At 58.0% G+C, this 24,937-nt stretch carries 20 protein-coding genes; 7 read left to right on the forward strand and 13 right to left on the reverse strand.

Features of this window, described 5'->3' with window-relative positions; translation table 11 throughout:
• Positions 1-202: 202 nt before the first annotated feature.
• Entirely contained in the window at positions 203-1,633 is a 1,431-nt protein-coding gene (locus ACOTX3_RS20895; RefSeq protein ID WP_058679209.1) for a 6-phospho-beta-glucosidase, read from the reverse strand.
• A gap of 10 nt (positions 1,634-1,643) precedes the next feature.
• Entirely contained in the window at positions 1,644-2,537 is an 894-nt protein-coding gene (gene bglK / locus ACOTX3_RS20900; RefSeq protein WP_058679208.1) for a beta-glucoside kinase BglK, read from the reverse strand.
• A 247-nt stretch (positions 2,538-2,784) separates the two neighbouring features.
• Between bglK and purM the strand changes: the two genes are divergently transcribed.
• The 4 genes from purM to ppx all read left to right on the forward strand — a co-directional run bounded on the left by purM (position 2,785) and on the right by ppx (position 8,269).
• Positions 2,785-3,822 carry a phosphoribosylformylglycinamidine cyclo-ligase gene (gene purM / locus ACOTX3_RS20905; RefSeq protein WP_013098241.1) on the forward strand — a complete coding sequence of 346 codons (1,038 nt, stop codon included), beginning with the start codon at positions 2,785-2,787 and terminating at the stop codon, positions 3,820-3,822.
• Positions 3,819-4,460, forward strand: coding sequence for a phosphoribosylglycinamide formyltransferase (gene purN / locus ACOTX3_RS20910; RefSeq protein WP_058679207.1), 642 nt, complete (start codon positions 3,819-3,821; stop codon positions 4,458-4,460). The genes purM and purN overlap by 4 nt, the downstream gene beginning before the upstream one ends.
• Before the next feature lie 206 nt (positions 4,461-4,666).
• A complete protein-coding gene (ppk1, locus tag ACOTX3_RS20915; RefSeq protein ID WP_013098243.1) occupies positions 4,667-6,727 on the forward strand; it encodes a polyphosphate kinase 1 in 2,061 nt (686 codons plus the stop codon).
• A 3-nt stretch (positions 6,728-6,730) separates the two neighbouring features.
• A complete protein-coding gene (gene ppx / locus ACOTX3_RS20920; protein ID WP_127869248.1) occupies positions 6,731-8,269 on the forward strand; it encodes an exopolyphosphatase in 1,539 nt (512 codons plus the stop codon).
• A gap of 4 nt (positions 8,270-8,273) precedes the next feature.
• On the opposite strand, the gene ACOTX3_RS20925 is transcribed toward ppx, so the two are convergent.
• Complete coding sequence (locus ACOTX3_RS20925) at positions 8,274-10,514, reverse strand: bifunctional diguanylate cyclase/phosphodiesterase (RefSeq protein ID WP_058679206.1); 2,241 nt, start codon at positions 10,512-10,514, stop codon at positions 8,274-8,276.
• A 351-nt stretch (positions 10,515-10,865) separates the two neighbouring features.
• On the opposite strand from ACOTX3_RS20925, the gene ACOTX3_RS20930 reads away from it, so the two are divergent.
• Positions 10,866-11,054, forward strand: a complete 189-nt coding sequence (locus ACOTX3_RS20930; RefSeq protein WP_086528036.1) for a YfgG family protein — start codon at positions 10,866-10,868, stop codon at positions 11,052-11,054.
• Between the two features lie 32 nt (positions 11,055-11,086).
• Here the strand turns inward: ACOTX3_RS20930 and ACOTX3_RS20935 are convergent, their stop codons facing one another.
• Positions 11,087-11,812, reverse strand: coding sequence for an SDR family oxidoreductase (locus tag ACOTX3_RS20935; protein WP_013098247.1), 726 nt, complete (start codon positions 11,810-11,812; stop codon positions 11,087-11,089).
• A 212-nt stretch (positions 11,813-12,024) separates the two neighbouring features.
• Here ACOTX3_RS20935 and ACOTX3_RS20940 point away from each other — a divergent pair, with 212 nt between their 5' ends.
• Both ACOTX3_RS20940 and ACOTX3_RS20945 read left to right on the forward strand, forming a co-directional pair.
• A complete protein-coding gene (locus ACOTX3_RS20940; RefSeq protein ID WP_013098248.1) occupies positions 12,025-12,486 on the forward strand; it encodes a DUF6130 family protein in 462 nt (153 codons plus the stop codon).
• A gap of 11 nt (positions 12,487-12,497) precedes the next feature.
• Complete coding sequence (locus tag ACOTX3_RS20945; RefSeq protein ID WP_058679205.1) at positions 12,498-13,241, forward strand: alpha/beta fold hydrolase; 744 nt, start codon at positions 12,498-12,500, stop codon at positions 13,239-13,241.
• An 89-nt stretch (positions 13,242-13,330) separates the two neighbouring features.
• Here ACOTX3_RS20945 and iolB read toward each other — a convergent pair whose 3' ends face one another.
• The 9 genes from iolB to iolD form a co-directional block, all read right to left on the reverse strand.
• Positions 13,331-14,155 carry a 5-deoxy-glucuronate isomerase gene (gene iolB / locus ACOTX3_RS20950; protein ID WP_058679204.1) on the reverse strand — a complete coding sequence of 275 codons (825 nt, stop codon included), beginning with the start codon at positions 14,153-14,155 and terminating at the stop codon, positions 13,331-13,333.
• A gap of 9 nt (positions 14,156-14,164) precedes the next feature.
• A complete protein-coding gene (iolE, locus tag ACOTX3_RS20955) occupies positions 14,165-15,055 on the reverse strand; it encodes a myo-inosose-2 dehydratase (RefSeq protein WP_047360346.1) in 891 nt (296 codons plus the stop codon).
• An 11-nt stretch (positions 15,056-15,066) separates the two neighbouring features.
• Complete coding sequence (locus tag ACOTX3_RS20960) at positions 15,067-16,971, reverse strand: bifunctional 5-dehydro-2-deoxygluconokinase/5-dehydro-2-deoxyphosphogluconate aldolase (protein WP_108452837.1); 1,905 nt, start codon at positions 16,969-16,971, stop codon at positions 15,067-15,069.
• A gap of 12 nt (positions 16,972-16,983) precedes the next feature.
• Positions 16,984-18,117 (reverse strand): Gfo/Idh/MocA family protein, encoded by a 1,134-nt coding sequence (locus ACOTX3_RS20965; RefSeq protein ID WP_023620385.1) that lies wholly within the window; start codon positions 18,115-18,117, stop codon positions 16,984-16,986.
• A gap of 8 nt (positions 18,118-18,125) precedes the next feature.
• Positions 18,126-19,154 (reverse strand): ABC transporter permease, encoded by a 1,029-nt coding sequence (locus ACOTX3_RS20970; protein ID WP_127869249.1) that lies wholly within the window; start codon positions 19,152-19,154, stop codon positions 18,126-18,128.
• 11 nt (positions 19,155-19,165) lie between these two features.
• The gene (locus ACOTX3_RS20975; RefSeq protein WP_029882255.1) at positions 19,166-20,713 is read right to left on the reverse strand and encodes a sugar ABC transporter ATP-binding protein; all 1,548 of its coding nucleotides are present in this window, start codon (positions 20,711-20,713) and stop codon (positions 19,166-19,168) included.
• Positions 20,714-20,761: 48 nt separating this feature from the next.
• Positions 20,762-21,691, reverse strand: coding sequence for a sugar ABC transporter substrate-binding protein (locus ACOTX3_RS20980; RefSeq protein WP_013098256.1), 930 nt, complete (start codon positions 21,689-21,691; stop codon positions 20,762-20,764).
• 31 nt (positions 21,692-21,722) lie between these two features.
• The gene (gene iolG / locus ACOTX3_RS20985; RefSeq protein WP_040022934.1) at positions 21,723-22,709 is read right to left on the reverse strand and encodes an inositol 2-dehydrogenase; all 987 of its coding nucleotides are present in this window, start codon (positions 22,707-22,709) and stop codon (positions 21,723-21,725) included.
• A 302-nt stretch (positions 22,710-23,011) separates the two neighbouring features.
• A complete protein-coding gene (iolD, locus tag ACOTX3_RS20990) occupies positions 23,012-24,937 on the reverse strand; it encodes a 3D-(3,5/4)-trihydroxycyclohexane-1,2-dione acylhydrolase (decyclizing) (RefSeq protein WP_058679200.1) in 1,926 nt (641 codons plus the stop codon).

Genomic DNA, 24,937 nt, shown 5'->3' on the forward strand with positions numbered 1-24,937 from the left:
CGCAAAAAAATCGCGGGATTATACCGCTTTTTTCGGATTAGGCCATACCCATCTTGCTTGACGTATATCAAGCAAAGTGATTTAGAGACAAAAAAACCGGAGGCGAGACTCCGGCTTGGGTGCGGGGTTCTGCCCGGTGGCGCTGCGCTTACGCGGGCCTACGTGTAGTGTAGGTCGGGTAAGCGTAAGCGCCACCCGACAATTACAGGTTGTCGCCGTTGCTCGCAATCACCTGCTTATACCAGTCAAACGACTTTTTCTTGCTGCGGTTCAGCGTGCCGTTCCCTTCGTTGTCTTTATCAACAAAGATAAACCCGTAGCGTTTCTTCATCTCGCCGGTGCCGGCAGAAACGAGATCGATACAGCCCCACGGGGTGTAGCCCATCAGATCCACGCCATCTTCCACCACCGCTTTTTTCATCTCGCGGATGTGCGCCGAGAGATAATCAATGCGGTACTGGTCGTTCACCGTGCCGTCGCTCTCCTGCACGTCAATCGCGCCGAAGCCGTTCTCAACGATGAACAGCGGCAGCTGGTAGTGATCCCAGAACCAGTTCAGGGAGTAGCGCAGGCCAACCGGGTCAATCTGCCAACCCCAGTCAGATTTCTGCACGTACGGGTTGGAGACCAGGCTCTTGCTTTCATCGTAATCCAGTTCCGGGTTATCCGCCGTCGCTTTGGTGGCGAAGGACATGTAATAGCTAAAGCCGATGTAATCCACGCAGCCCTGCGTCAGCGCCGCTTTGTCTTCTTCGGTAATGTCCAGCGTGAAACCACGACGCGCAAAGTAGTTAAGCAGATGCTGCGGATACTTGCCGCGCACGTGAACGTCGGTGAACCAGTAGCGACGATGCATCGCGTTCATCGCCATCATGATATCGTCAGGCGCGCAGGTCAGCGGATAAATGGGGCACATGGCAATCATGCAGCCGATCTGCAGGGAAGGATTAATCTCGCGCCCGGCTTTTACCGCCAGCGCGCTGGCCACCAGTTCATAGTGCGCGGCCTGGAACATCACCGGCTCACGGTCTTCACCCGGCGCATACTTCAGCCCGGAGTTGGTAAACGGCGCAAAATCTTCGTGGAAGTTAGCCTGGTTGTTGATCTCGTTAAAGGTCATCCAGTACTTCACCTTATGCTGATAGCGCTGGAAAACCGCTTTTGCGAAGCGGACAAAGAAGTCGATCAACTTACGGTTGCGCCAGCCGCCGTACTCGGTGACCAGATGATACGGCATCTCAAAATGCGACAGGGTGATAACCGGTTCGATGCCGTATTTGAGGCATTCATCGAAAAGGTCATCGTAGAATTGAAGGCCCGCTTCGTTCGGCTCCAGCTCATCCCCTTTCGGGAAAATACGCGTCCAGGCAATGGAGGTACGAAAGCATTTGAACCCCATCTCCGCAAAGAGTTTGATGTCTTCTTTATAGCGATGGTAAAAATCGATGGCTTCGTGGTTCGGGTAGTTTTTGCCTGGCAGCACGCCGTCGGTGATTTCACGCGGCACGCCGTGGGCGCCAGCGGTCATGACATCGGCGACGCTTACGCCTTTACCGCCCTCTTTCCAGCCACCTTCCAGCTGGTGCGCGGCCACCGCGCCGCCCCACAGAAAACCTTTTTTAAATCCTGACATACTCTTTCCCTCATTCGATGTTGCTGATTGCTGACGGATACTGCTGTCTGAAGTGGTAAACCGCGCCGACAAGACCGGCCCGGTTGCCGTGGCTGACGACATCGGCGATATCTGCGATGCCAAACCACGCAAGATGGGTGCGAAGCAGATCCATAAACCCGGGCCGCTCCGCGATACCGCCGCCAATGAAGATGGTCTGCGGGTCGAACACATTCGCCAGGTTGTAGAGCCCTGTCGCAATGCCGTTAAGAAAATCATCCACCAGGCGGCGGCATACGGTGTCGCCTGCGTCATAGCCATCAAAAATGGCCTCGCCGGTGACGCTCTCAAGCGTCAGACCGTGAAAATCGGCATAGCGCTTGCGAAGCGTGCGTAACGTACAGTTTTCATTCATGGAGTGGCGGGCAACACGTCTTGAGTCTGCCCTTTCCGTGAGCATGTAGCCGAACTCTCCGGCGCGAAAACGCGCCCCGTGAACCAGCCTGCCGTTGCAGAAAATCGCTCCGCCGATCCCGGTGCCGATGGTCAGTATCAGAAAGTTATCGATATCCTTCGCCTTGCCCTGCCAGCGCTCCGCCAGCAGCACGCAGTTAGCGTCATTCTCGACGGTGACCGGTAAACCCGTTTTCGCCTCAAGCCAGCCTTTCATTGCGAACTGGTCGAAGCGGCGAATGGCCCCGCCCATCTCAATAAAGCCGGTATGCGGATTAACATACCCCGGCGCGCTGATGGCGATCCCCTTAAGCCCGGGATGGGCCGTTACCCAGTTCAGCATCTGCGCAAGAATAACGTCACCGTCGCTGTTCCTGATGGCGGCCTTATCCGTTTGCAGTAGCTCTCCCTGCGCTGTCGCGATGCCCATTTTTAACGCGGTGCCACCGATATCAAATGCGGCGATGTTCATGGCCTTCATTCCTCCTAAATGAAACTGAAACCGGTTTCATTTCATGATGTTCATTCCCTAAACCGCATGCAAGCAGATCGCCGAAACCGGTTTCATTTTCGTGAACGGAGTCAAGTTTGCGCGCCGCCGGGGGTGGAGTAGAAAAAAAGATCCTCGCGCCGAGAATAGGCTCGCAAACGTTTGCCTGGACTGTTAGAATTGCGCCGATTTTTCTTACTAGCTATGCAATCGCGTGGGGACTTGAGCCGTGACCAACAAAACTTCTCTCAGCTACAAAGATGCCGGTGTTGATATTGACGCAGGTAATGCGCTGGTTGACCGAATCAAAGGTGTGGTGAAAAAAACCCGCCGCCCGGAAGTGATGGGTGGTCTGGGTGGCTTCGGCGCACTGTGCGCGCTGCCACAAAAATATCGTGAACCTGTTCTGGTCTCGGGTACTGACGGTGTAGGCACAAAACTGCGCCTGGCGATGGATTTAAAACGTCACGACACGATCGGTATCGATCTGGTCGCGATGTGTGTAAACGACCTGGTGGTACAAGGCGCTGAGCCGCTGTTCTTCCTCGACTACTACGCGACAGGCAAACTGGATGTGGATACCGCAGCCAGCGTGATCAACGGTATTGCCGAAGGCTGTCTGCAGTCTGGCTGCGCGCTGGTTGGCGGTGAAACTGCAGAAATGCCTGGCATGTATCACGGCGAAGATTATGACGTCGCAGGCTTCTGCGTGGGTGTGGTAGAAAAATCAGAAATTATCGACGGCAGTAAAGTGGCTGATGGTGATGTGCTGATTGCGCTGGCCTCCAGCGGCCCGCACTCTAACGGCTACTCGCTGGTGCGTAAAATCCTCGAAGTAAGCGGTTGCGACCCACAAACCACCGAACTTGAAGGTAAACCTCTGGCTGACCATCTGCTGGCACCGACCCGCATCTACGTGAAAAACGTGCTGGAGCTGATTGAGAACGTTGACGTTCACGCCATTGCCCACCTGACCGGTGGCGGCTTCTGGGAAAACATTCCGCGCGTACTGCCGGACAACACCCAGGCAGTAATCGACGAATCGTCCTGGCAGTGGCCAGCGGTCTTTAACTGGCTGCAAACCGCGGGCAACGTGAGTTCTCACGAAATGTACCGCACCTTTAACTGTGGCGTAGGTATGGTGATCGCCCTGCCAGCGAGCGAAGCGGATAAAGCCGTTAAGCTGCTGACGGACAAAGGTGAAAACGCGTGGAAAATCGGTATTATCAAAGCTTCCGATTCCGAACAGCGTGTGGTCATTGAATGAAAAACATCGTGGTGCTCATTTCCGGCAACGGAAGCAATTTGCAGGCCATCATTGACGCCTGCAAACAGAAGAAAATCAATGGCACCATTCGGGCAGTATTCAGCAACAAGGCCGACGCGTTCGGCCTTGAGCGCGCCCGGGAAGCAAACATTCCCGCGCACGCGCTGGAGGCCAGTCAGTTCGCCGGCCGTGAAGCGTTTGACCGCGAACTGGTTCAGGAGATTGATGCCTACGCGCCGGACATTGTGGTGCTGGCGGGGTATATGCGTATCCTGAGCCCGGCATTTGTCGGGCACTACGCCGGGCGTCTGCTGAATATCCACCCTTCGCTTCTGCCGAAATATCCCGGCCTGCACACCCATCGTCAGGTGCTGGAAAACGGCGATGAAGAGCACGGGACCTCGGTGCATTTCGTGACCGATGAGCTGGACGGCGGACCGGTGATCCTGCAGGCGAAAGTCCCGGTCTTTGACGGCGACACCGAAGACGACATCACCGAACGGGTGCAGAGCCAGGAACATGCCATTTATCCTCTGGTGGTCAGCTGGTTTGTCGACGGGCGTCTGGCGATGCGCGACGGGGCTGCCTGGCTGGATGGCGTGAAACTGCCCCCGCAGGGTTACGCGGCCGAAGAGTAGTCTGTTCTGTCGGGTGGCGCAGCAGCGCTTACCCGACCAACAAAGCGCATTACCCGATATTCCCTTCTCCAACCTTCTAAAATCTCCAACAAAAAAATAACTGTCATACTTTTCTGGCACTGTTGGACATATCGTGGAAATGCTCGCCATAATAAGGACGAGACGGATTTACCACGTCCTGTGATTGAACTGGAGTGTGAGCTGTAATGGGTCAGGAAAAGTTATATATCGAGAAAGAGCTAAGCTGGTTAGCATTCAACGAACGCGTACTCCAGGAAGCGGCGGACAAAAGCAACCCGCTTATTGAGCGCATGCGTTTTTTGGGCATTTATTCCAACAACCTTGATGAGTTCTACAAGGTTCGCTTTGCCGAGCTGAAACGGCGGATCATCATCAGCGAAGAGCAGGGCTTAAACTCTCACTCTCGCCATCTGTTAGGCAAAATTCAGTCCCGCGTGTTGAAAGCCGATCAGGAATTTGACGGCCTCTATAACGAGTTGCTGCTGGAGATGGCACGCAATCAAATCTTCCTGATTAACGAACGTCAGCTCTCCGTTAACCAACAAAACTGGCTGCGCCACTACTTTAAACAGTATCTGCGCCAGCACATCACCCCTATTCTGATCAACCGCGAAACCGATCTGGTGCAGTTCCTGAAAGATGACTACACCTACCTGGCGGTGGAAATTATTCGCGGTGAATCCATCCGTTACGCGCTGCTGGAGATCCCGTCCGACAAGGTGCCACGCTTTGTGAACCTGCCGCCGGAAACCCCGCGCAGACGCAAACCGATGATCCTGCTGGATAACATCCTGCGCTACTGTCTGGACGATATCTTCAAAGGCTTCTTCGATTACGACGCGTTAAACGCCTACTCGATGAAGATGACCCGTGACGCCGAATATGACCTGGTGCACGAGATGGAAGCCAGCCTGATGGAACTGATGTCCTCCAGCCTCAAGCAGCGTCTGACGGCCGAACCGGTGCGCTTTGTCTATCAGCGTGATATGCCAGACGCGATGGTGGAAATGCTGCGCGACAAGCTGACTATCTCGCGCTATGACTCCATCGTGCCGGGCGGTCGTTACCATAACTTTAAAGACTTTATTGGCTTCCCGAACGTCGGCAAAGCCAATCTGGTGAATAAACCACTGCCGCGCCTGCGTCATCTCTGGTTCGATAAGTTCCGTAACGGTTTCGATGCCATCCGCGAACGCGACGTCCTGCTCTACTATCCGTATCACACGTTTGAACACGTGCTGGAGCTGCTGCGTCAGGCCTCCTTTGACCCGAGCGTGCTGGCAATCAAAATCAATATTTACCGCGTGGCGAAAGACTCCCGCATCATCGACGCGATGATCCACGCCGCGCACAACGGCAAAAAAGTGACCGTGGTGGTTGAGTTGCAGGCACGTTTCGACGAAGAGGCCAATATCCACTGGGCGCGCCGTCTGACGGAAGCAGGTGTACACGTTATCTTCTCCGCCCCGGGGCTGAAAATTCACGCCAAGCTGTTCCTTATTTCCCGTAAAGAGGGTGACGACGTAGTGCGCTATGCCCACATCGGTACAGGGAACTTTAACGAGAAAACCGCACGAATTTATACCGACTACTCGCTGCTGACCGCCGACGCGCGCATCACCAACGAGGTGCGCCGGGTGTTCAACTTTATTGAGAACCCGTACCGCCCGGTGAGCTTCGATTATCTGCTGGTGTCACCGCAGAACTCGCGCCGCCTGCTGTACGATATGATCGACAAAGAAATTGCCAACGCCCAGAAAGGCTTGTCGTCCGGCATCACGCTGAAGCTCAACAATCTGGTCGACAAAGGTCTCGTGGACAGACTCTATGCGGCGTCCAGCTCCGGCGTTCCGGTTAACCTGCTGATCCGCGGCATGTGCTCCCTCATCCCGGAACTGGAAGGCATCAGCGATAATATTCGCGTCATCAGCATTGTCGACCGCTACCTGGAGCACGATCGGGTCTATATTTTCGATAATGCGGGAGATAAACAGGTCTATCTCTCTTCGGCAGACTGGATGACGCGCAATATTGATTATCGAATTGAAGTCGCAGCGCCACTGCTGGATCCGCGCCTGAAACAGCGTATTCTCGACATTATCGAGATTCTGTTTAGCGACACGGTGAAAGCGCGCTATATCGACAAAGAACTCAGTAACCGCTATGTACCGCGCGGCAACCGCCGCAAAGTGCGGTCGCAACTGGCGATTTACGACTATATCAAATCACTCGAGCAACCCGATTAACCTATGCCGATAAATGATAAGACCCCACGACCACAGGAATTCGCCGCGGTCGACCTTGGTTCTAACAGTTTCCACATGGTCATCGCCCGTGAGGTGGATGGCGCGCTGCAGATCATCGGTCGTCTGAAGCAGCGCGTACACCTGGCAGATGGTCTTGATGAACGCAGCATGCTCAGCGAAGAGGCGATGGAGCGCGGCCTGAACTGCCTGTCGCTTTTTGCCGAACGCCTGCAGGGCTTCTCACCCTCCAGCGTCTGCATTGTGGGAACGCATACCCTGCGCCAGGCGCTGAATGCCCCTGAATTCCTCAAGCGTGCGGAAAAAGTGATCCCCTACCCCATTGAGATCATCTCCGGTAACGAAGAGGCGCGTCTGATTTTTATGGGCGTTGAGCACACGCAGCCGGAAAAAGGCCGCAAGCTGGTGATTGATATCGGCGGCGGCTCCACAGAGCTGGTCATTGGCGAAGACTTTGAACCGCGTCTGGTGGAAAGCCGCCGTATGGGCTGCGTCAGCTTTGCGCAGATGTATTTCCCGGGCGGTGCGATCTCCCGGGAAAACTTCCAGCGGGCGCGCATGGCCGCCGTTCAGAAGCTGGAAAATCTGGCCTGGCAGTACCGTATCCAGGGCTGGAACGTCGCGCTGGGAGCCTCGGGCACCATCAAAGCGGCCCATGAAGTGCTGCTGGCGATGGGTGAAAAAGACGGTTTTATCACCCCCGAACGCCTGACGTTGCTGACCGAAGAGGTGCTGAAACATAAAAGTTTAGACGCGTTAAGCCTGCCGGGTCTTTCCGACGAGCGTAAAGCGGTGTTTGTACCGGGGCTGGCTATCCTGTGCGGCGTATTCGATGCGCTGGCCATTAAGGAGCTGCGTCTCTCTGACGGCGCGCTGCGTGAAGGCGTGCTGTATGAGATGGAAGGTCGCTTCCGCCATCAGGATATTCGCAGCCGCACCGCGCAAAGCCTGGCAAACCAGTACAACATCGACCGCGAACAGGCGAAGCGGGTGCTGGAAACGACCGTTCAGATGTACGATCAGTGGCAGGAGCAGAATCCAAAGCTTGCCCATCCGCAGCTTGCCGCCTTGCTGAAATGGGCCGCGATGCTGCACGAAGTGGGGCTGAACATTAACCACAGCGGCATGCACCGTCATTCCGCCTACATTCTGCAAAACAGCGATTTGCCGGGCTTCAACCAGGAGCAGCAAACCATGATGGCGACGCTGGTGCGCTATCATCGCAAAGCCATTAAGCTCGACGATCTGCCGCGCTTCACGCTGTTCAAGAAAAAGCAGTTCCTGCCGATGATTCAGCTGCTGCGTCTGGGCGTGCTGCTGAATAACCAGCGTCAGGCCACTACCACGCCGCCCACGCTGAAACTCAAAACGGATGACCATCACTGGACGCTGAGCTTCCCGCACGACTGGTTTAGCCAGAATGCGCTGGTTCTGCTGGATCTGGAAAAAGAGCAGCAGTACTGGGAAGCGGTCACCGGCTGGATGCTCAAAATCGAAGAAGAGAGCGCCGACGTCGCGGCGTAACGGCTCAGGCGTCCGCTACGGACGCCTCTGCCTCCAGCAGTGAATCAAGTGCCACCGGCCGACCTATCAGATAGCCCTGCACATAGTCGATACCGAGCGCGTGAACCGCGCTACGTATCTCTTCGGTCTCCACATATTCCGCAACCACCAGCATCTTTTTCATTCGCGCTAAATGGCAAATAGAGGCCACAATCTGGTAATCCAGGCTGTTGCTGACGATATTGCGAATAAAGCTGCCGTCAATCTTGAGGATGTCTGCGTCCACGCTTTTCAGCCGCGCATAGCTTGCATAGCCGGTACCAAAATCATCTATCGCAATGCGTACGCCCATTTTTTGTAGCTGCCGGAGGGTATGCATCGCCTGCTCCGCGCTGCCGAAGGTACTGCACTCGGTCACCTCGAAGATCAACTGCCACGCCTCCACGGCGTATTTATTCAGCAGACGGCTCACCTCCAGCGGGAACTGAACCCGACAAACGGTTGAGGGCGCAAGATTAATGGCAAAGCGCTGGCCGGGCAGCCTGTCACGGTGTTCGGCCAGGAAACGCAGCGTGCGCTCCAGCACCCACAAATCGACCCGCGACGACAGGCCAAACTCCTGAGCGACGGGCAGGAACCGATCGGGAGTAAGTAATGCGCCGTCCGCATCCGGCATCCGCAGCAGCACTTCATGATAGCGATCGCCACGCAGGCCACGAACGGGCTGCGCCAGCAGGGTGAATTCGTTGTTGTCGAGCGCCTTTTGCAGGCGGCTCATCATCGCGATTTTATCCTTCAGGCTGCGCTGCAGATGGACAGCACCACGCTGCTGAAGGTTTTCCGGGTGGTTGGTTGAGAGCGACAGATCGGCAATAACCCCTAACTCCCCCAGCACCAGATAGAGATGGTTCACGGGTGAGCGTACATAGCAGTAGCTCATGCCCACCTGCGGCTGTAGCGGCATGCCATCCCAGATAAAACGGAACTGTTTGATATGCTCATCCAGGGTCTCGATTCGCTGCTGGTGCGATTCCGCGTTGAGTCGCACCGCCAGATCATACCCGGTAAGGTGATACACCCGCTCATTGGGCTGGAGTGTGCCATTAACCCACTGTGCCAGCTGCTGTTTGTACAAAATTCGCAGCAGCACGCCATAATTTCGGCCCAGCACTTCCAGTTCAGGAATACGCAGTAAACAGAGCGCCGACCACGGGTTCCGGGCCAGATCGCGTAACAACGCCCGCAGGTTAGGCATATGGACAACCGGGTCGAGGAGCGCCAGCCTGCGGGAGCGCTTATTCACGGCACGCTGGCGGGTCGACAGCATCGACATATAGACCACCACAAACGAGAAGACCAGGTAGCTGGAAGAGGTGATCGCCAGTTGAATGTCGTAGCCCTGATTCACAGGGATATAACGGTAAAAATAGTGAATAGAGACCAGCAGGACCGGCGTCCAGATGAGGGATGTCAGCCTGTAACCAAAGCGCATCGCGCCCCAGAGCATCACCGGCATCAGGAGCGACAGCGTGTAGTTAGTGGTGAAGATAGAGCTGTTCTCATTCATTGGTATCAGCAGCAACAGCAGCAGCCCGCCCAGTATGATCGACCAGACCAGAAACTCGATGAACGTCACTTTTTTATCTATCTGCGCGCGGCTCTGTGAAATCAATGCCCTGAAATAACGCGGATGGCGAATCAGCCGGATTATCAGGTAACTCAGCGGTACGCCCGTTAAGCCGCTGACCAGCAGCGCCTGATAGTTGATCAGCGTGTGAATATTAAGCGGGTTCAGCCCCGCCAGGCTCTGGCGACTCTCATACACGCCCAGATAAACCGCAAACTGAAACAGCACCAGAAACAGCGTTGCCGGACATAACACCTGCCAGAAAATGCGCTGCGCCATCAGCCGTATATCGCCGTAAGCCGTCATATTGCGTCTGGGGGCAAAAACGCGATAACCGCCCCAACTCAGCACTAAGGGAATAATAAAATGGAAGATCCCGGCAATGGTTTCAAACAGCCCAACTTGCGGGTAATAGCGAATAAACAGCGACAGCACTATTCCGGGAATAGCCCCAACGCCGAAAAACAGCATTAAGGTGAGCAGGAAAAAGAGCGGCAGATAATAGAGTGCCACAATGCCGTCGCCCAGTTGCGTCAGGGTATTGGCCGCACTCAGCACGGGCAGCAACACCACCGGTAAAATAAGCGGCAGCGCCCACCAGCGGTCTTTATTCTGTTTCAGGAAAGCAATAGTGTTCATAGATGCCCGGTTAAACCCCTTTCTCCTGAGGGAAAATGAAGACAGGCATCCGACCTGACGTACGTGCTGCCCGCTAACACCCGGGGCAAGCAGTATGGAGGAGGGATTTTAAATACCACTGCGAGGAATCCGTTGACTTAAATCAAACTATTTAATTCAAAATTTCCTTTCTTCTGTTTTTTTCCGGTTAATTTTCTTCGTGTTATCAATATCGTAAATGCAATTATTATTTTTAATAACATCGGTTAATGTATATGTTGACGGTTATTTACACATCGCAGAATTGACCCACCCTTCCCGCTGTGCCTTAATATCCGCGTCGCCCAAAAGGGTATGTCCAGGAAAAACACAGTGAGTCAGGCCACACGTATGCGAAAACGACATCGATTTAACACTCGAATGACCCGCATCATATTGCTAATCAGCTTCCTGTTTTTCTTTGGCCGCTTCGTTTATTCCTCCATTGGTGCCTGGTATCACCATCAGGACAAACTCCAGTCGCAGCAAACGGGTCTGGTGGTCGACGCACCCGTGCGCTAGTCAGAATGTCGGGCTTCCCTGCCCCCTGGCAGTTAAAGCACGAATCCACCGTCAATCGTCAGGCTCGCGCCTGTCATATATCCAGACTCTTCTCCAGCAAGCCATGCGGCAAGTGATGCGATCTCCTCAGGCTGCCCAATGCGTTTTAAAGGGATATGTGCAGTGATCTGCTCCGCCATTCCGGCCGTCATATCCGTGGCGATGGGGCCGGGCTGGATATTGTTAATTGTGATCCGCTTCGGAGCCAGATCCAGCGCCAGGTTTTGCACCATGGCTGCCACCGCAGCTTTACTCATCGCATAAACGCTACTACCCGCATGCCCGGTTCGCACAGCGGTATTGCTGCCAATGGTGATCACCCTTCCCCCTTCCCTCATTCGTTTAACTGCCGCCTGCACAGAGAGGAAAACGCCGCGCACGTTCACCGACAGCGTGGCATCCAGATCGTCCACTGAATAATCCTCAAGCATACCCAGCCGCAGTACGCCTGCGTTCACTACGGCAACATCCAGCCTGCCGTAATGGTTGATCGTGGCATCAACCGCAGCCTGAATTGCACTTGCATCTGCGCTATCAGCGTTAATCGCCAGCGCCACCCCGCCCGCATCAGTAATGGATGAGACCAGCGCATTAGCCCGGTCCGGACGTGATACCCATGTCACGGCAACGCGATATCCTTCCTTCGCCAGTCGTGCCGCTATAGCCGCACCAATTCCACGTGCGCCGCCGAAAATCAACGCAACTTTTTCACTATTCATGATGTTTTCTCCGGGAAGTCTCCGCATCCGATGGATGCGCCTGAAGACACCATGCCAGCAAACTTCTCGTCATGCCCGGGGGAATTGTATCGCACTGTATCTCCCCCATCTGGCTTACGCATCGATACAAAAATCCCGCATCAGCAAACAGACGCGATACATAAAAATGGTCTGCTGTCTCTCGTGACATGACCCCACGAGGAGAGACCAAAATGATTCGCCAGCATCTGTTGCTTCCTTTACTCGCGCTAACGTCTTCCGTCTGCGCCGCGCCCCTGAGCGGCCTCAGCGCCGCCGACGTCAACGGTCCGGCTGCCGTTGCCCCGCTTGAGCAGCCCCAGCCGCCCGCCAGGCTGATTGTCGATCCGCCGCTGGCAGGCCCGCTGAGTAAGGGGGCTGTCTTTATTCAGTACCGTGTTGAAAACCTGCGCATAGAACCTGTCTTTGGACCCGATGCGCTGAAAGTCACTCCGCGCATCGGCCATATTCACGTTGTGGTGGATGACGCACCCTGGCACTGGGCGGACACCAGCGGTGAGCCGGTGATTCTGGTGGGACTGCCCGCCGGAAAACACAAGGTGACCATTATCCTGGCCGACCCGACACATAAGCCTCTCGACCATAAAACCCTTGAGTTCACCGTGCCGCCGCATGCGCCGGTCCACCATTTCTGAGGAGCCTGAAGATGAAAACATTATCGATACTGACGGCGGGTCTGCTGGCGATGTCGGCCAGCGCCTTTGCGCAGAGTGAAACCAGCGTGGTGCTGGTGCATGGCGCCTTTGCCGACGGCAGCAGCTGGAACAAGGTGATTTCCCTTTTGCAGAAACGCCACACCGAGGTTATAGCCGTCCAGCTGCCGCTGACCTCACTAAAAGATGATGTAGCAGCCACCCGGCGCGCCATCGCTCGCGCACACGGGGACGTAGTACTGGTAGGTCACTCCTGGGGCGGCACCGTGATTAGCGAGGCCGGCAACGATGCGCGGGTGAAATCGCTGGTGTATGTGGCGGCGTTCGCGCCGGACGCCGGTCAGTCAACGGCAGAGCTGGCGAATAGCTACCCGGCGCCACCGGGGAGCGCGGGTATCGCGAAAACCGCGGACGGCTTTTTATACCTGTCGCCTGCGTCGGTCAGTAAGGATTTCGCACCGGATGTGAAACCGGGTGAACAAATGATCATCGCCGCCACGCAGGGGCCAATAAAGGGCGATGCGTTTGGCGAAAAGGTCACTCGCGCGGCGTGGCACGCGAAGCCGAGCTGGTATGTGGTAAGCAAGAACGACCGGATGATCAATCCTGAGCTTGAACGCGCGATGGCGAAGGCCATCCACGCGAACACCACCGAGGTCGCGGCGAGCCACGTATCGATGGTGAGCCAGCCGGAAGCCATTGCCCGCACGATTGAGCAGGCGAGGCAGATGCACTGAAGACAATTCGACCAGCGGCGCTGTGCTTGCGCGAGCCTACGGTTTCGTAGGTCGGGTCAGCGCAGCGCCACCCGACAAGAAAGGCCGCTTCAGCCCCCATTCTCTGCGGGATAATCCCGGTTAATCCACGCGTGGTCCTCTTCCCACGTGAACATCCATTTGCGCACCGGCCCGGCCATCACGTTGAGGTAGTAGCTGTCATACCCCGCCATGGTTGCCACCGGGTGGTAGCCCTTCGGCACCATCACCACGTCACGGTTGTAGACCGCCATGCATTCATCCAGCGTTCTGTCGTCAGTGTAGACCCGCTGCATGCAGAACCCCTGCTCCGGGTTGAGGCGATGGTAATAGGTCTCCTCCAGATACGTCTCCTGGGGTGGAGTATCCGTGTCGTGCTTATGGCTCGGGTACGAGCTGGTGCAGCCTTCGTTGGTCCAGACCTCCACCACCAGCAGGCTGTCAGCCGGTTTGTCTTCCGGCAGAATGTTGTGCACATAGCGCTGGTTATGGCCTTTGCCGCGCGCTTCAGCGTCGATATCCTGCGGTGCAATCAGCCGCGTCGGCCAGCTACCTTTACCCGGAGCGGCACAAACCGCCAGTTCCAGCTTCGTGAGCGCCTTCACCTGCACCGTCTCCTGCGGGGTAACGTACACCGCCCACGGCTTGATGCGCTCGAACGGGCTCATCCGCTCGCCAATATCGTTAAACTGCGCGGAAGGCGTGCTGATGGAGGCGCGCCCGGCCACCAGCACCAGACAGCGCTCTTCGCTGACGGCGGGCAGCGTCAACTGCTGCCCCTCCTGCAACTCATAGGCCTCAAAGCCAACATATCCCCACCCGGCGCGTTCCGGCGTGACGGACTGGGTCCGCCCTTCATCGTTCGGCTGTTGCCAGCGTGATAGCAGACGTGACATGTCACCTCCTCAGATAAGCCCGGCGTCGCGCGCCAGACGGCTCAGGTTGTTATACCCCAGACGGGCATAGGTCAGCGGATGGGCAATCGCCGGATCCTGCTCCGCCTCCACCACCAGCCAGCCGTGATAATCCTGCGCTTTCAGCAGTTGCATGATCGGCGGATAATCCACGCAACCGTCGCCCGGCACGGTAAATACGCCGCTCAGCACCGCATCGAGGAAGCTGGTTTTGCGGTTTTTGACATCCGCCAGCACGTCGGCACGCACGTCTTTGCAGTGAACGTGGTTGATGCGCGACGCCCAGCGCTGCGCCACCGCCAGCGGATCGGCCCCGGCAAAGGTCAGGTGACCGGTGTCCAGCAGCAACCCGACCTCTTCGCCAGTATGGGTCATCAGGTTGTCCACGTCGTCAGCAGACTCAATCACCGTCCCCATATGGTGGTGATAGGCAATCTGCACCCCCTGCTGCTGAGTGTAGCGGGCAAATTCCGTGAGCTTCTCGCCATACTCTTTCCAGCGTGCCTGCGGGAAGCGCGGGCGCAGATGCACCGGCGTCTGCTGCTCGCCGTGAATGCAGCCGCTCACCTCCGCAAATACCAGCACCTTTGCCCCCAGCTCGCGCAACAGCGTCAGGTGGGACTGCACGGCGGCAATCTCCTCTTCCACGCTGCGCTCCAGCAGGCGGCCGGAGTACCAGCCAGAGACCAGCTGCAGATCGTGGCGCTGCAAAATGGGGCCAAGCAGGCGCGCTTCACGCGGGAATTTGTTGCCCAGTTCGAAACCGGCAAAACCGGCCTCTTTCCCCTCGCTCAGACAGGTCTCCAGCGGCGTTTCGGCACCAAGGGAAGGCAGATCGTCGTTAGTCCACGTCAGGGGGTTAATGCCTAATTGCACACTCATTGTCGTCTCCATTATGCGTGTCCGCGCTCGCGCCACCAGGCGATAAGCTGCAGGTAATTGTCCCGGATGCGCGCCACCAGCTGCGCATCGTCGATATCGTGTTTCAGCCATGCGCGGGAAGCTTCGCCAAACAGCGTGCGCCCCACGGCAAATCCTTTCACCAGTTCGTGCCCTGCCGCGGCGTTAAACCCGGCACGCAGCTGCTCGGCCGGCGCATCCAACCCGAGGATCACCACCCCACGGCAGTGCGGATCCCGACGCCGGATAATCTCGCTCAGTGCCGTCCAGCCATCGGACGTCAGCGGCGGCAATTTCCACCAGTCCGGGTAAATACCCAGGTTGTAGAAGCGGGAGATGGCACGCAGATAAAGTTCATCGCTGCGCGGCATGCTGGCGGGCAATATCACCTCCAGCAGCAGCTCATGCCCGGACTGGCAGCAGGCGTGGTAGACCTCGGCAATTTTCTGCTCCTGCTCCAGGCGCAGGCCGTGAGCATCTTCCGGGTGGAAAAAGACCAGGCACTTCACCACATGCTCCTGCGGCCAGCTGATAAGCTGGGTGCCGATGTTACCGTGCTCCATCTCCAGCGGACGGGAGCCCGGCAGCTCAATGGGCCGCCCGATCCACCACCCTTCACCGGTAATGGCGTTGAGCGCGTCCTGACCAAACGTACCGTCACACAGCAGGCCCGCTTTGCCTGCCAGCCCGGCACGGCTCGCCGCCTCGCGGCTGGCCTGCAGGATCAGCTGCTTGAGCGCCGGAATACGTTTGAGCGACGCCCCGCACTGCAGCGCCATATCTTCAAGCTGGCTGCGGTGATCGAACGCCATTACGCACAATTCCGGCCATTCGCGGCGACGGGTGGTGACCCGGTGCAGATGGTTCAGACGCGGGTCGAGATCCGGGCGTGGAACGAGCGCGGCGCGCGAGAGATAATCATCCAGCTCAATTTTGCTCGGCATCGCCGGGGCGCAGCCGTGACGCGAGACCACCAGCGCGCCGCAGGCGTTGGCATAGCGGCACGCCTGCTCCCAGCCCTCGTCGTTCAGGTAGCCGCGCAGCAGGCCAGACATAAAGGCATCGCCCGCGCCGAGGACGTTCAGCACCTCCACGCGCACGCCGGTCACCGTCAGGCCGTCATCCAGACGGGCCGGAATGGCACCGGTATAGACCGAACAGCCAAGCGCGCCGCGTTTGCAGACCAGCGTGGCCTGGCTCACGGCACGCACTTGCGCCAGCGCCAGCAGGGTGTCCGTGCTGCCGCCCGCAATGTGGAACTCCTCCTCGGTGCCGACAATAACGTCGAAGAGGTGCAGCACTTCCTGAAGTTCACGGGTGACCTGATCGGCCGCGATAAAGCGCGTTTCGCCGTCGCCTAAGGAGGTCAGCCCCCACAGCACCGGGCGGTAATCAATGTCCAGCACCGTGCGCACGCCGTGACGACGGGCGTAGCCCAGCGCCGTCAGCACCGCCTCGCGGGTCTGCGGATGAGAAAGGTGAGTCCCGGTGATGGCAAGACACCGTGCGGAGGCGATGTAGTTTTCGTCCACATCGCTGGCCGTAATGGCCATATCCGCGCAGTTATCGCGATAAAAAATCAGAGGAAAGGTGTCCCGGTCTTTAATGCCGAGTAGCACCAGCGCCGTGAGGCGTGTTTTATCGGTGATCAGATGGCTGGTATCACAGCCCACCTGATTTAACTCTTCGCGCAGGAACCGGCCCATATGCTCGTCGCCCACGCGCGCCAGCATCGACGAACGCAACCCCTGCCGCGCCGCGCCGTACGCCACGTTGCCGGACGAGCCACCAAGATATTTGGCAAAGCTCGACACATCCTCCAGCCGCGCACCAATCTGCTGACTGTAGAGGTCTACCGCCACGCGGCCCATGCATATCACATCAAACTGCTTTTCCACGTTGATACCTCTTCAGACAATGTCATTCACGTTCAGCCAGCGGCCTTGCTGGTGTGAGAGTGCGATGGCGTCCAGCACGCGCGAGACCTTCCAGCCCTCTTCAAAGTCCGGCCACATCGGTGCGTCGGCGGCAATGCCATCCACCAGGTCACGCACTTCCACCGTTTTTTGATCGTTAAAGCCAATACCGTGGCCTGCACCCATACAGAACGCGCCGTAGTCCGGGTGTGCCGGGCCAACCAGCAGCGTGCGGAATCCCTGACGGTTGACCGGATCGTCATGCAGATAGAGCTTCAGCTCGGCCATGCGCTCCTGAGTGAAGCTGATGGCGCCTTTCGTTCCGGTGATCACATATGACAACCCCATCTTGCGGCCGCAGGCGACGCGGGAGGTTTCAATCACACCCTGCGCCCCGCCCGCGAAACGTACCATCGCGTGGGCCTGATCCTCGTTTTCGACGGCAATCATCTCCGACGACCCGGCCTTCGCCGGACGTTCCGGGACCACAATCTTCAGATCGCCGCAAACCTGCTCAATCTCCCCCACCAGGTACTGCGCCATATTGACGATATGCGCCGCCAGATCGCCCAGCGCCCCCAGCCCGGCAGTCTCTTTGAAGCAGTGCCAGTGAATGGGCGAAAGCGGGTCGGCCATATAGTCTTCGTTGTGGGTGCCGTAGAAGTGGATCACCTCGCCTATTTCGCCGCGGGCGATAATCTCTTTCGCCAGCTGCGCCGTCGGGTTTTTCATGTAGTTGAAGCCCACCAGGGTTTTCACCCCTGCCCGCTTCGCGGCCTCGACCATCTCACGCGCGTCGTGGGCGTTCAGCGCCAGCGGTTTTTCCGAGTAAACGTGCTTGCCGTGGCGGATAGCCTCCAGCGCCATCTCTTTATGCAGATGGTTGGGCGAGCAAATATCCACTACATCAATGGCCGGGTCGGCCACCAGCGCCCGCCAGTCTCCCGTTGAACGGTTAAAGCCAAACGCCTGCGCGCGCTCTGCCGCCAGCGTCGGGTTTACCTCGGCCACCATCTCACGCACCAGCTTGCCGCGCAGGTTGAAGACCGTCGGGGCCTGGGCATAGGCGATGGCATGCGCCTTGCCGATATACCCGGTGCCAATTAATCCAATACGAACCTCTTTCATCGTGATCCTCACAGTGCGCCGCGACGGCTCTTGGCGTAGGTGTCGAATGCCACCGCCAGAACGATAATTAACCCGGTGATAATCTGCTGGTAGTAAGCCGAGACGTTCATCAGCACCAGGCCGTTAATCAGAATGCCCATAATGATGGAGCCGATAATGGTGCCGCCGATGCGTCCGTAGCCGCCCATCAGCGAGGTGCCGCCAATCACCACCGAGGCAATGACGCGCAATTCAAAGGAGATCCCGGCCACCGCCTCGGCGCTCCCCAGACGCGCGCTGAGAATAAAGCCCGCCAGCCCCGCCAGACAGCCAATCAGCACATAGACGCTGACCAGTACGCGCTTCACGTTCACACCCGCCAGACGCGCCGCCTCCGGGTTGCCACCGATGGCGTAAACAAAGCGCCCCCAGCGGGTTTTGTGCAGCGCCAGATAACCGCCAACGGCGACGATGGCGAAGATCCAGATCGGAATGGAGATACCGAGCAGCTCGCCCCGTCCCCACCAGCGGTAGCCCTGATCGAAACCGGCGATTGGCGCGCCGTCGTTAATCACCAGGGTCAGGCCGCGCCAGATGGTCATCCCCCCGAGGGTGACGATGAACGGCGGCAGACGCAGGCGGGTGACGCCCAGACCGTGCAGAAAACCAATCGCCGTGCCCATCGCCAGACAAATCCCCAGCCCTATCAGCCAGCTCATGCCGCCCCAGGCGTTCGGGTCGACGGTGGTAAAGTTGTCGCCTTTAATCACGTACGCCGCGGTCATGGCGCACACCGCCAGAATGGAGCCGACGGAGAGGTCGATCCCGGCCGTCAGGATGACGAAGGCCATCCCCACGGCCATGATCCCGTAGATGGAGACTTCGGTCAGGATGTTGAAAATGTTGCGTTCCGAGAAAAAATTGCTGTTCTGCGACTGGAAGAAGATCAGCAGCAGGATCATGAAAATCAGCACCCCAAAGCGCTCGAAGAAGGCGATGGGATCGATGCGTCCGGCGCGTTTGACCGGGGCATGCGTTTTAGAAATCATCTGCGTCATGAGAAACTCCGTTATGCCGCGTTCAGGGCGTTGTGGTTGATGGCCATCATCGTCATCAGCCGCTCTTCGTTGGCATCATCGCCGTGGATCTCGCCGGTAACCCGGCCTTCGCTCAGGGTGATGATCCGGTCAGACACCGCCATCACTTCAGGCAGATCGGAGGAGATCACAATCACCGCCACGCCCTTTTTCGCCATGTCAAACAGCACCTGGTGCACTTCTGATTTGGTCCCCACGTCGATGCCACGCGTTGGCTCATCGACGATCAGCACCCGCGGGTTGAGCGCCATGCAGCGCGCGAGGATCACTTTTTGCTGGTTACCGCCGGAGAGCTTGCGCACCTCCTGCGCACTGTTGACCATCTTGATCTGCAGCGCCTGGCGGTAGGACTCAATCAGATCGTCCTCTTTGCGGGTATTGACGAACCAGCGCCAGTGCAGCAGTGACGAAAGGCAGGAGAGCGACAGGTTGTCGCGAATCGACAGCCCCAGCACCGCCCCCTCTTTTTTGCGATCTTCCGGCACCAGCGCCACGCCCTGATCGAGGGCATACAGCGGGTCGCGCGGCTGGTACGGCACGCCGTCCAGCTCAAAGCTGCCAGAGGTAAACGCGTCTGCGCCAAACAGGCAGCGGGCCACTTCGGTGCGTCCTGCCCCCACCAGTCCGGCGATACCCAGCACCTCACCCGCGTGGACATGGAAGCTGATGTCATGCAGGGCAATACCGTGCGGATCCAGCGGCGGCTTTTCGCGGCTCAGCCCCTTCACGGCCAGACGGATGGGTTTATCCTCATGGTGGGTTTCGCTGGCGGGACGGCGGTTAAACGCCACGTCGCGCCCGACCATCAGGCGGATCAGCTGCTCTACGTTCGTTTCTGCCACCGCGCCGGTGCCGGTGAAACGGCCATCCTGGAAAACGGTGAAACGGTCGCAGAGCTGGAAAACTTCATGCAGGCGGTGCGTCACATAGATAATGCTCACCCCGCGGTTTTTAAGCTCCCGCACCACACGGTGCAGGCTTTCTACTTCGCTGTCGCTCAGCGCGGCGGAAGGTTCATCCATGATGATCAGCCTGGCGTTGAGAGTCAGCGCTCTCGCGATCTCGACCATCTGCTGCTGGGCCACGCTCAGGCGGGCAACGGGTGTGGTCGGCGCGACGTTCAGCTGCAGGTAATCGAGAATGACCTGCGCCTCCTGGTTTACCGCTTTTTCATCGACGATCAGGTTCCGCTTGCGCGGCTCGCGCCCAAGGAACATGTTTTCCGCGACGGTCATGTTGGGCAGCAGGTTAAATTCCTGATAGATGGTGATAATGCCCTTGTTCTGTCGTTCCACCGGGGAGTCATCTACCGGCAGCGTTTCGCCGTTGAACCAGATCTCCCCGCGCGTTTGCGGCTGCGCGCCCGCAAGTGCCTTCAGCAGCGTGGATTTTCCCGCCCCGTTTTCCCCCAGCAGGGCGTGGATTTCTCCTGGCCCGACGGTCAACTGGGCATTGCTCAGCGCCCAGACGCCGGAAAAGCTTTTCGCCAGCTCGGTCACTTTCAGTAAGGGTTGCGACATCAGTCTGCTCCTCCTCATGATGAGCCGCCAAAGGCGGCTCGGGACATATTAGTTACCGGCCTCACCGATACGCTCAGCCTGCTGCAGGTTCTCTTTGGTGATAAGCGTTGGCGGGTAGTCCGCGCCGGTGATGGCTTTCTTCTCACGCACGTTGGCCACCAGCTGGCTCATTGCCGTTTGCACCGCAAAGCCCGGGCGCTGATCCGCCGTCACCGCCAGCCAGCCGTCACGCACGCGAGCCAGCGCTTCAGGAACCGCATCAAAGCCGGTTACCAGGATTTCACCGGGCTTCACGCCCTGGCTCTGCAGGGCTTCAATCGCCCCCAGCGCCATATCATCGTTGGCGGAGAGGATCACCTGCGGGCGTTTCGGCAGTGACGGCAGAACGCTTTCTACAATGCGCATCCCTTCAGAACGCATCCAGTTGCCGGTCTGATCGGCGACGATCTTGTATTTATCGCCACCCGCTTTCAGGCTGTCGCGGATCCCTTTGGTGCGTTCGATGTTGGAAGAGGAGCCCGGCTGACCGGTGAGCAGAATGATCTCTGCCCCGTCGGGGAATTTGCTTTTCACGAAGTCGCCAATCGCCTGGCCGCCTTTGTAGTTGTTGGCGCCAAAGTGCGGCACTTTCTTCTGACTGTCGACGGAGCGGTCAAGGGTGACCACCGGCAGCTTCGCATCCTGAATTTCATCCACCGCGCTGGAGACCGCGTTCACGTCGTTCGGGGAGACGATGAACCCCTGCGCCCCGCGGGTGATGGCGTTTTCCAGATCAGCCACCTGTTTTGGTGAACTGCCCTGCCCGTCCAGCACCTGCAACTTTACGCCCATCTCTTTTGCGGCTTTCACCGCCGTGCGCTGCATGTGAACTTCAAACGGCATCGCCAGGTTTGGCGTACTGAAAACAATTTGCTCGTTTTCGGCGAGGGCGGCCCCGGACGTCATGGCGATGAGGGCGGCTAAGATCAGCTTTTTCATTATTATGTCTCTCTGTGTAGGGTGGTTGTGTTTAGAGGACGATCTCGCGCTGGCTACGCAGCGACTCCAGCGCTTTATCCGCGAGGTACAGCGCACGTTCACCATCATCGCCGCTGCAGTCAGGCACCGCTTCGCCGCGCAATACCGCAACAAAGTGTTCCCATTCCGCGGCGTAAGCGGATTTGTAGCGCTGCAGGAAGAAGTGTTCCGGCAGCGCGCTGGTGCAACCCTGTTTGCCGTAGTGCTGCACCTGATTTTCAAGGATATTGCCCGCGCAGAGCAGCCCTTCAGAGCCGTGTAGCTCCAGGCGCTGGTCGTAGCCGTAAGAGGAGCGGCGGCTGTTGACGATGGTCGCCATTGCGCCGGAGGCATATTTCAGAACGATAAATGCGGTGTCGATGTCCCCCGCCTCGCCAATCGCCGGATCCACCAGATTACTGCCCTGGGCATACACTGACACCGGCTCTTCACCCATGATGAAGCGCGCCATATCAAAGTCGTGAATGGTCATATCGCGGAACATGCCGCCAGAGACGCGGACATACTCCGCCGGCGGTGGAGACGGATCGCGAGAGATGATCAGCAGCGATTCCGGTTTGCCGATACGCCCGGCCTGGGCGTCGGTTTTCACGCGGCGGAACTGCGGGTCAAAGCGACGGTTAAAGCCGATGAACAGCGGCACGCCGTACTCTTTGACCACTTTCAGGCAGTCACGCACGCGGGCGAGGTCGAGGTGTACCGGTTTTTCACAGAAGATGGCTTTGCCATGACGGGCGGCCATTTCAATCAGGTCCGCATGGGTATCGGTCGCCGAGGCGATCAGCACGGCATGAACGTCAGGGTCGGTCATCGCCTCAACCAGGCTCTGCTGGCGGGCCTGGTACTGCGTGGCGAGACGGGTGGCAAATTCCTGATTCGGGTCAACCACGGACCAGAGTGTGGTCGCGCTGTGGCTGGCGATGTTAGCTGCATGTACCTGGCCAATTCGGCCAGCGCCCAGTAAAGCAATGTTAAACATAACGGCTCCCGGTGTTGGTGAATGCTGTGAACTAACGACCCTTTAAATAAAACATTTATTTCATTTCTATAAATAGTGAAAATTATGTTTTTGAGTGTGGGTTAACACTTTTGAGATGAATGAGATAAATTTTGTTATCAATCTCACAACATGGGAGGGAGGACATCTTCCCCTCACCCCGGCCCTCTCCCTCAGGGAGAGGGAGGGAAAACCGCACCGAACTATCCCCTCTCCCAGTGGGAGAGGGTTAGGGTGAGGGGAAAAAGAAAAATGAAATGAAAATTTCGTTACGGCGGGAAATCTTAATACTGACGTGCTTTTTTCACCTGCGCCTGCGTCTGCGCCGCGGCTTCGCGCACGGCAGGAGACGCCGCTACCTGCGCATCGCCGGTTCGCCACCAGGAGGCGTAATCGTGGGTCATGGTCTTCGGCAGCACTTTGATGTCCAGCAGCGTCGGGCCTGGATGGGCGCGGGACGCCTCCAGCGCCGCCAGCAGGCTTTGCTCATCATGTACCCGCCACGCGCGACAGCCGTAGCTTTCCGCGTTTTGCGCGAAATCGACCTTCACCAGCGGCCCGTCAAGCTGCCCGGTCTGCGGGTTACGGTGGCGATTTTCCGTGCCAAAGCTTCCCATTCCATGTCCCATCTGCAGGTTATTAATGCAGCCAAAGCTGGCGTTATCAAACAGCAGAACGGTGATTTTAATGCCCTCCTGCACCGCGGTTTGCAGCTCGGAGTGCAGCATCATGTAAGAGCCATCCCCCACCATGGCGTAAACCGGTTGCCCGGGTCGGGCAAGCTTTGCGCCAAGCGCCGCCGCAATCTCGTAACCCATGCAGGAGTAACCGTACTCCAGATGATAGGTATCAGGCGTTTTGACCTGCCAGAGGCGCTGTAAATCTCCCGGCAGCGAACCGGCTGCGCCCACCACGATGGCGTTATCTTCAACATGCTGATTAATCAGCCCCAGCACCCGCGTCTGGGTCAGGCGGGTGTTGAGCGTCTCGCCATATTCCGTCAGTTGGGCATCAAGATGGCCCGCCACTTCCGGTGCCTCGTCCGGGCGCCACTGGCGATCCCAGAGACGGCGGCACTCGTCATGCCAGGCGGCTTTCGCCTGCGCAATCTCCTCTCCCCAGCCGCTGCGATACTCCCTGAGCGAGTGGGTTAAGGCCTGCAGTCCGGTCCGGGCATCGGCAATCAGCGCGGTGGCGTCAAGCTTCAGGGCGTCAAACTCGGCCACGTTGAGCAGCAGAAACTCGACGTCCGGGTGGGAAAAGAGCGCCTTGGAGCCGGTGGTAAAATCGGTAAGACGTGTCCCCACGCCAATCACTAAATCGGCCTGCGGCGCAAGCTGGTTGGCGGCCATTCCGCCCGTCACGCCCACCCCGCCCATATTAAGTGGGTGGTCACTTACCAGCGCCCCTTTTCCGGCCTGGGTTTCGGCAAACGGCAGATGCAGCGTCTCGACAAATTCGCGCAACGCCTCATGCGCGCCGGAGTAGCGTACGCCACCGCCGCACACCACCAGCGGACGGCGTTTACGCGCAATCAACGCCTGCGCCTGCGCCAGACGCTGCGGATCTGGCGGTCGACGCTCGATGTGATGCACGCGACGCGCGAAGAAGCTGAGCGGGTAATCCCAGGCTTCGCCCTGTACGTCCTGCGGCAGGCAAAGGGTTACCGCACCGGTATCTGCGGGGTCAGTGAGCGTTCGCATCGCATTTAACATGGCGCTCATTAACTGCTCCGGGCGATTGATGCGGTCCCAGTAGCGGGAGACCGGGCGGAAGCAGTCGTTGGTGCTGATGCTCAGATCGTGATACTGCTCGATCTGCTGCAACACCGGGTCCGGCTGGCGGCTGGCGTAGATATCCCCCGGCAGCAGCAACAGCGGAATACGGTTCGCCGTGGCGGTTGCCGCCGCGGTGATCATATTGGCGGCTCCCGGCCCGACGGAAGAAGTCACGGCGAAAATGCGCTGACGGCGATGCTGTTTGGCGAATCCCGTCGCCATGTGGGCGATGCCCTGCTCATTACAGCCCTGCATTACCTGCAGATGGCCCGGTTCCTGTTCCAGCGCCTGGCCGATGCCCAGCACGTTGCCATGACCAAAAATGGTCGCCACGCCCTCCACGAAGGGTGTTTCAATGCCATCAATGCTGACGTACTGTTGATTAAGGAACCGGACCAGCGCCTGGGCCATGGTCATACGTTCGGTTTGCAT

The sequence above is a fragment of the Enterobacter cloacae complex sp. IR5384 genome (genome assembly GCF_049237265.1).
Taxonomy (GTDB): Bacteria; Pseudomonadota; Gammaproteobacteria; order Enterobacterales; family Enterobacteriaceae; genus Enterobacter; species Enterobacter cloacae.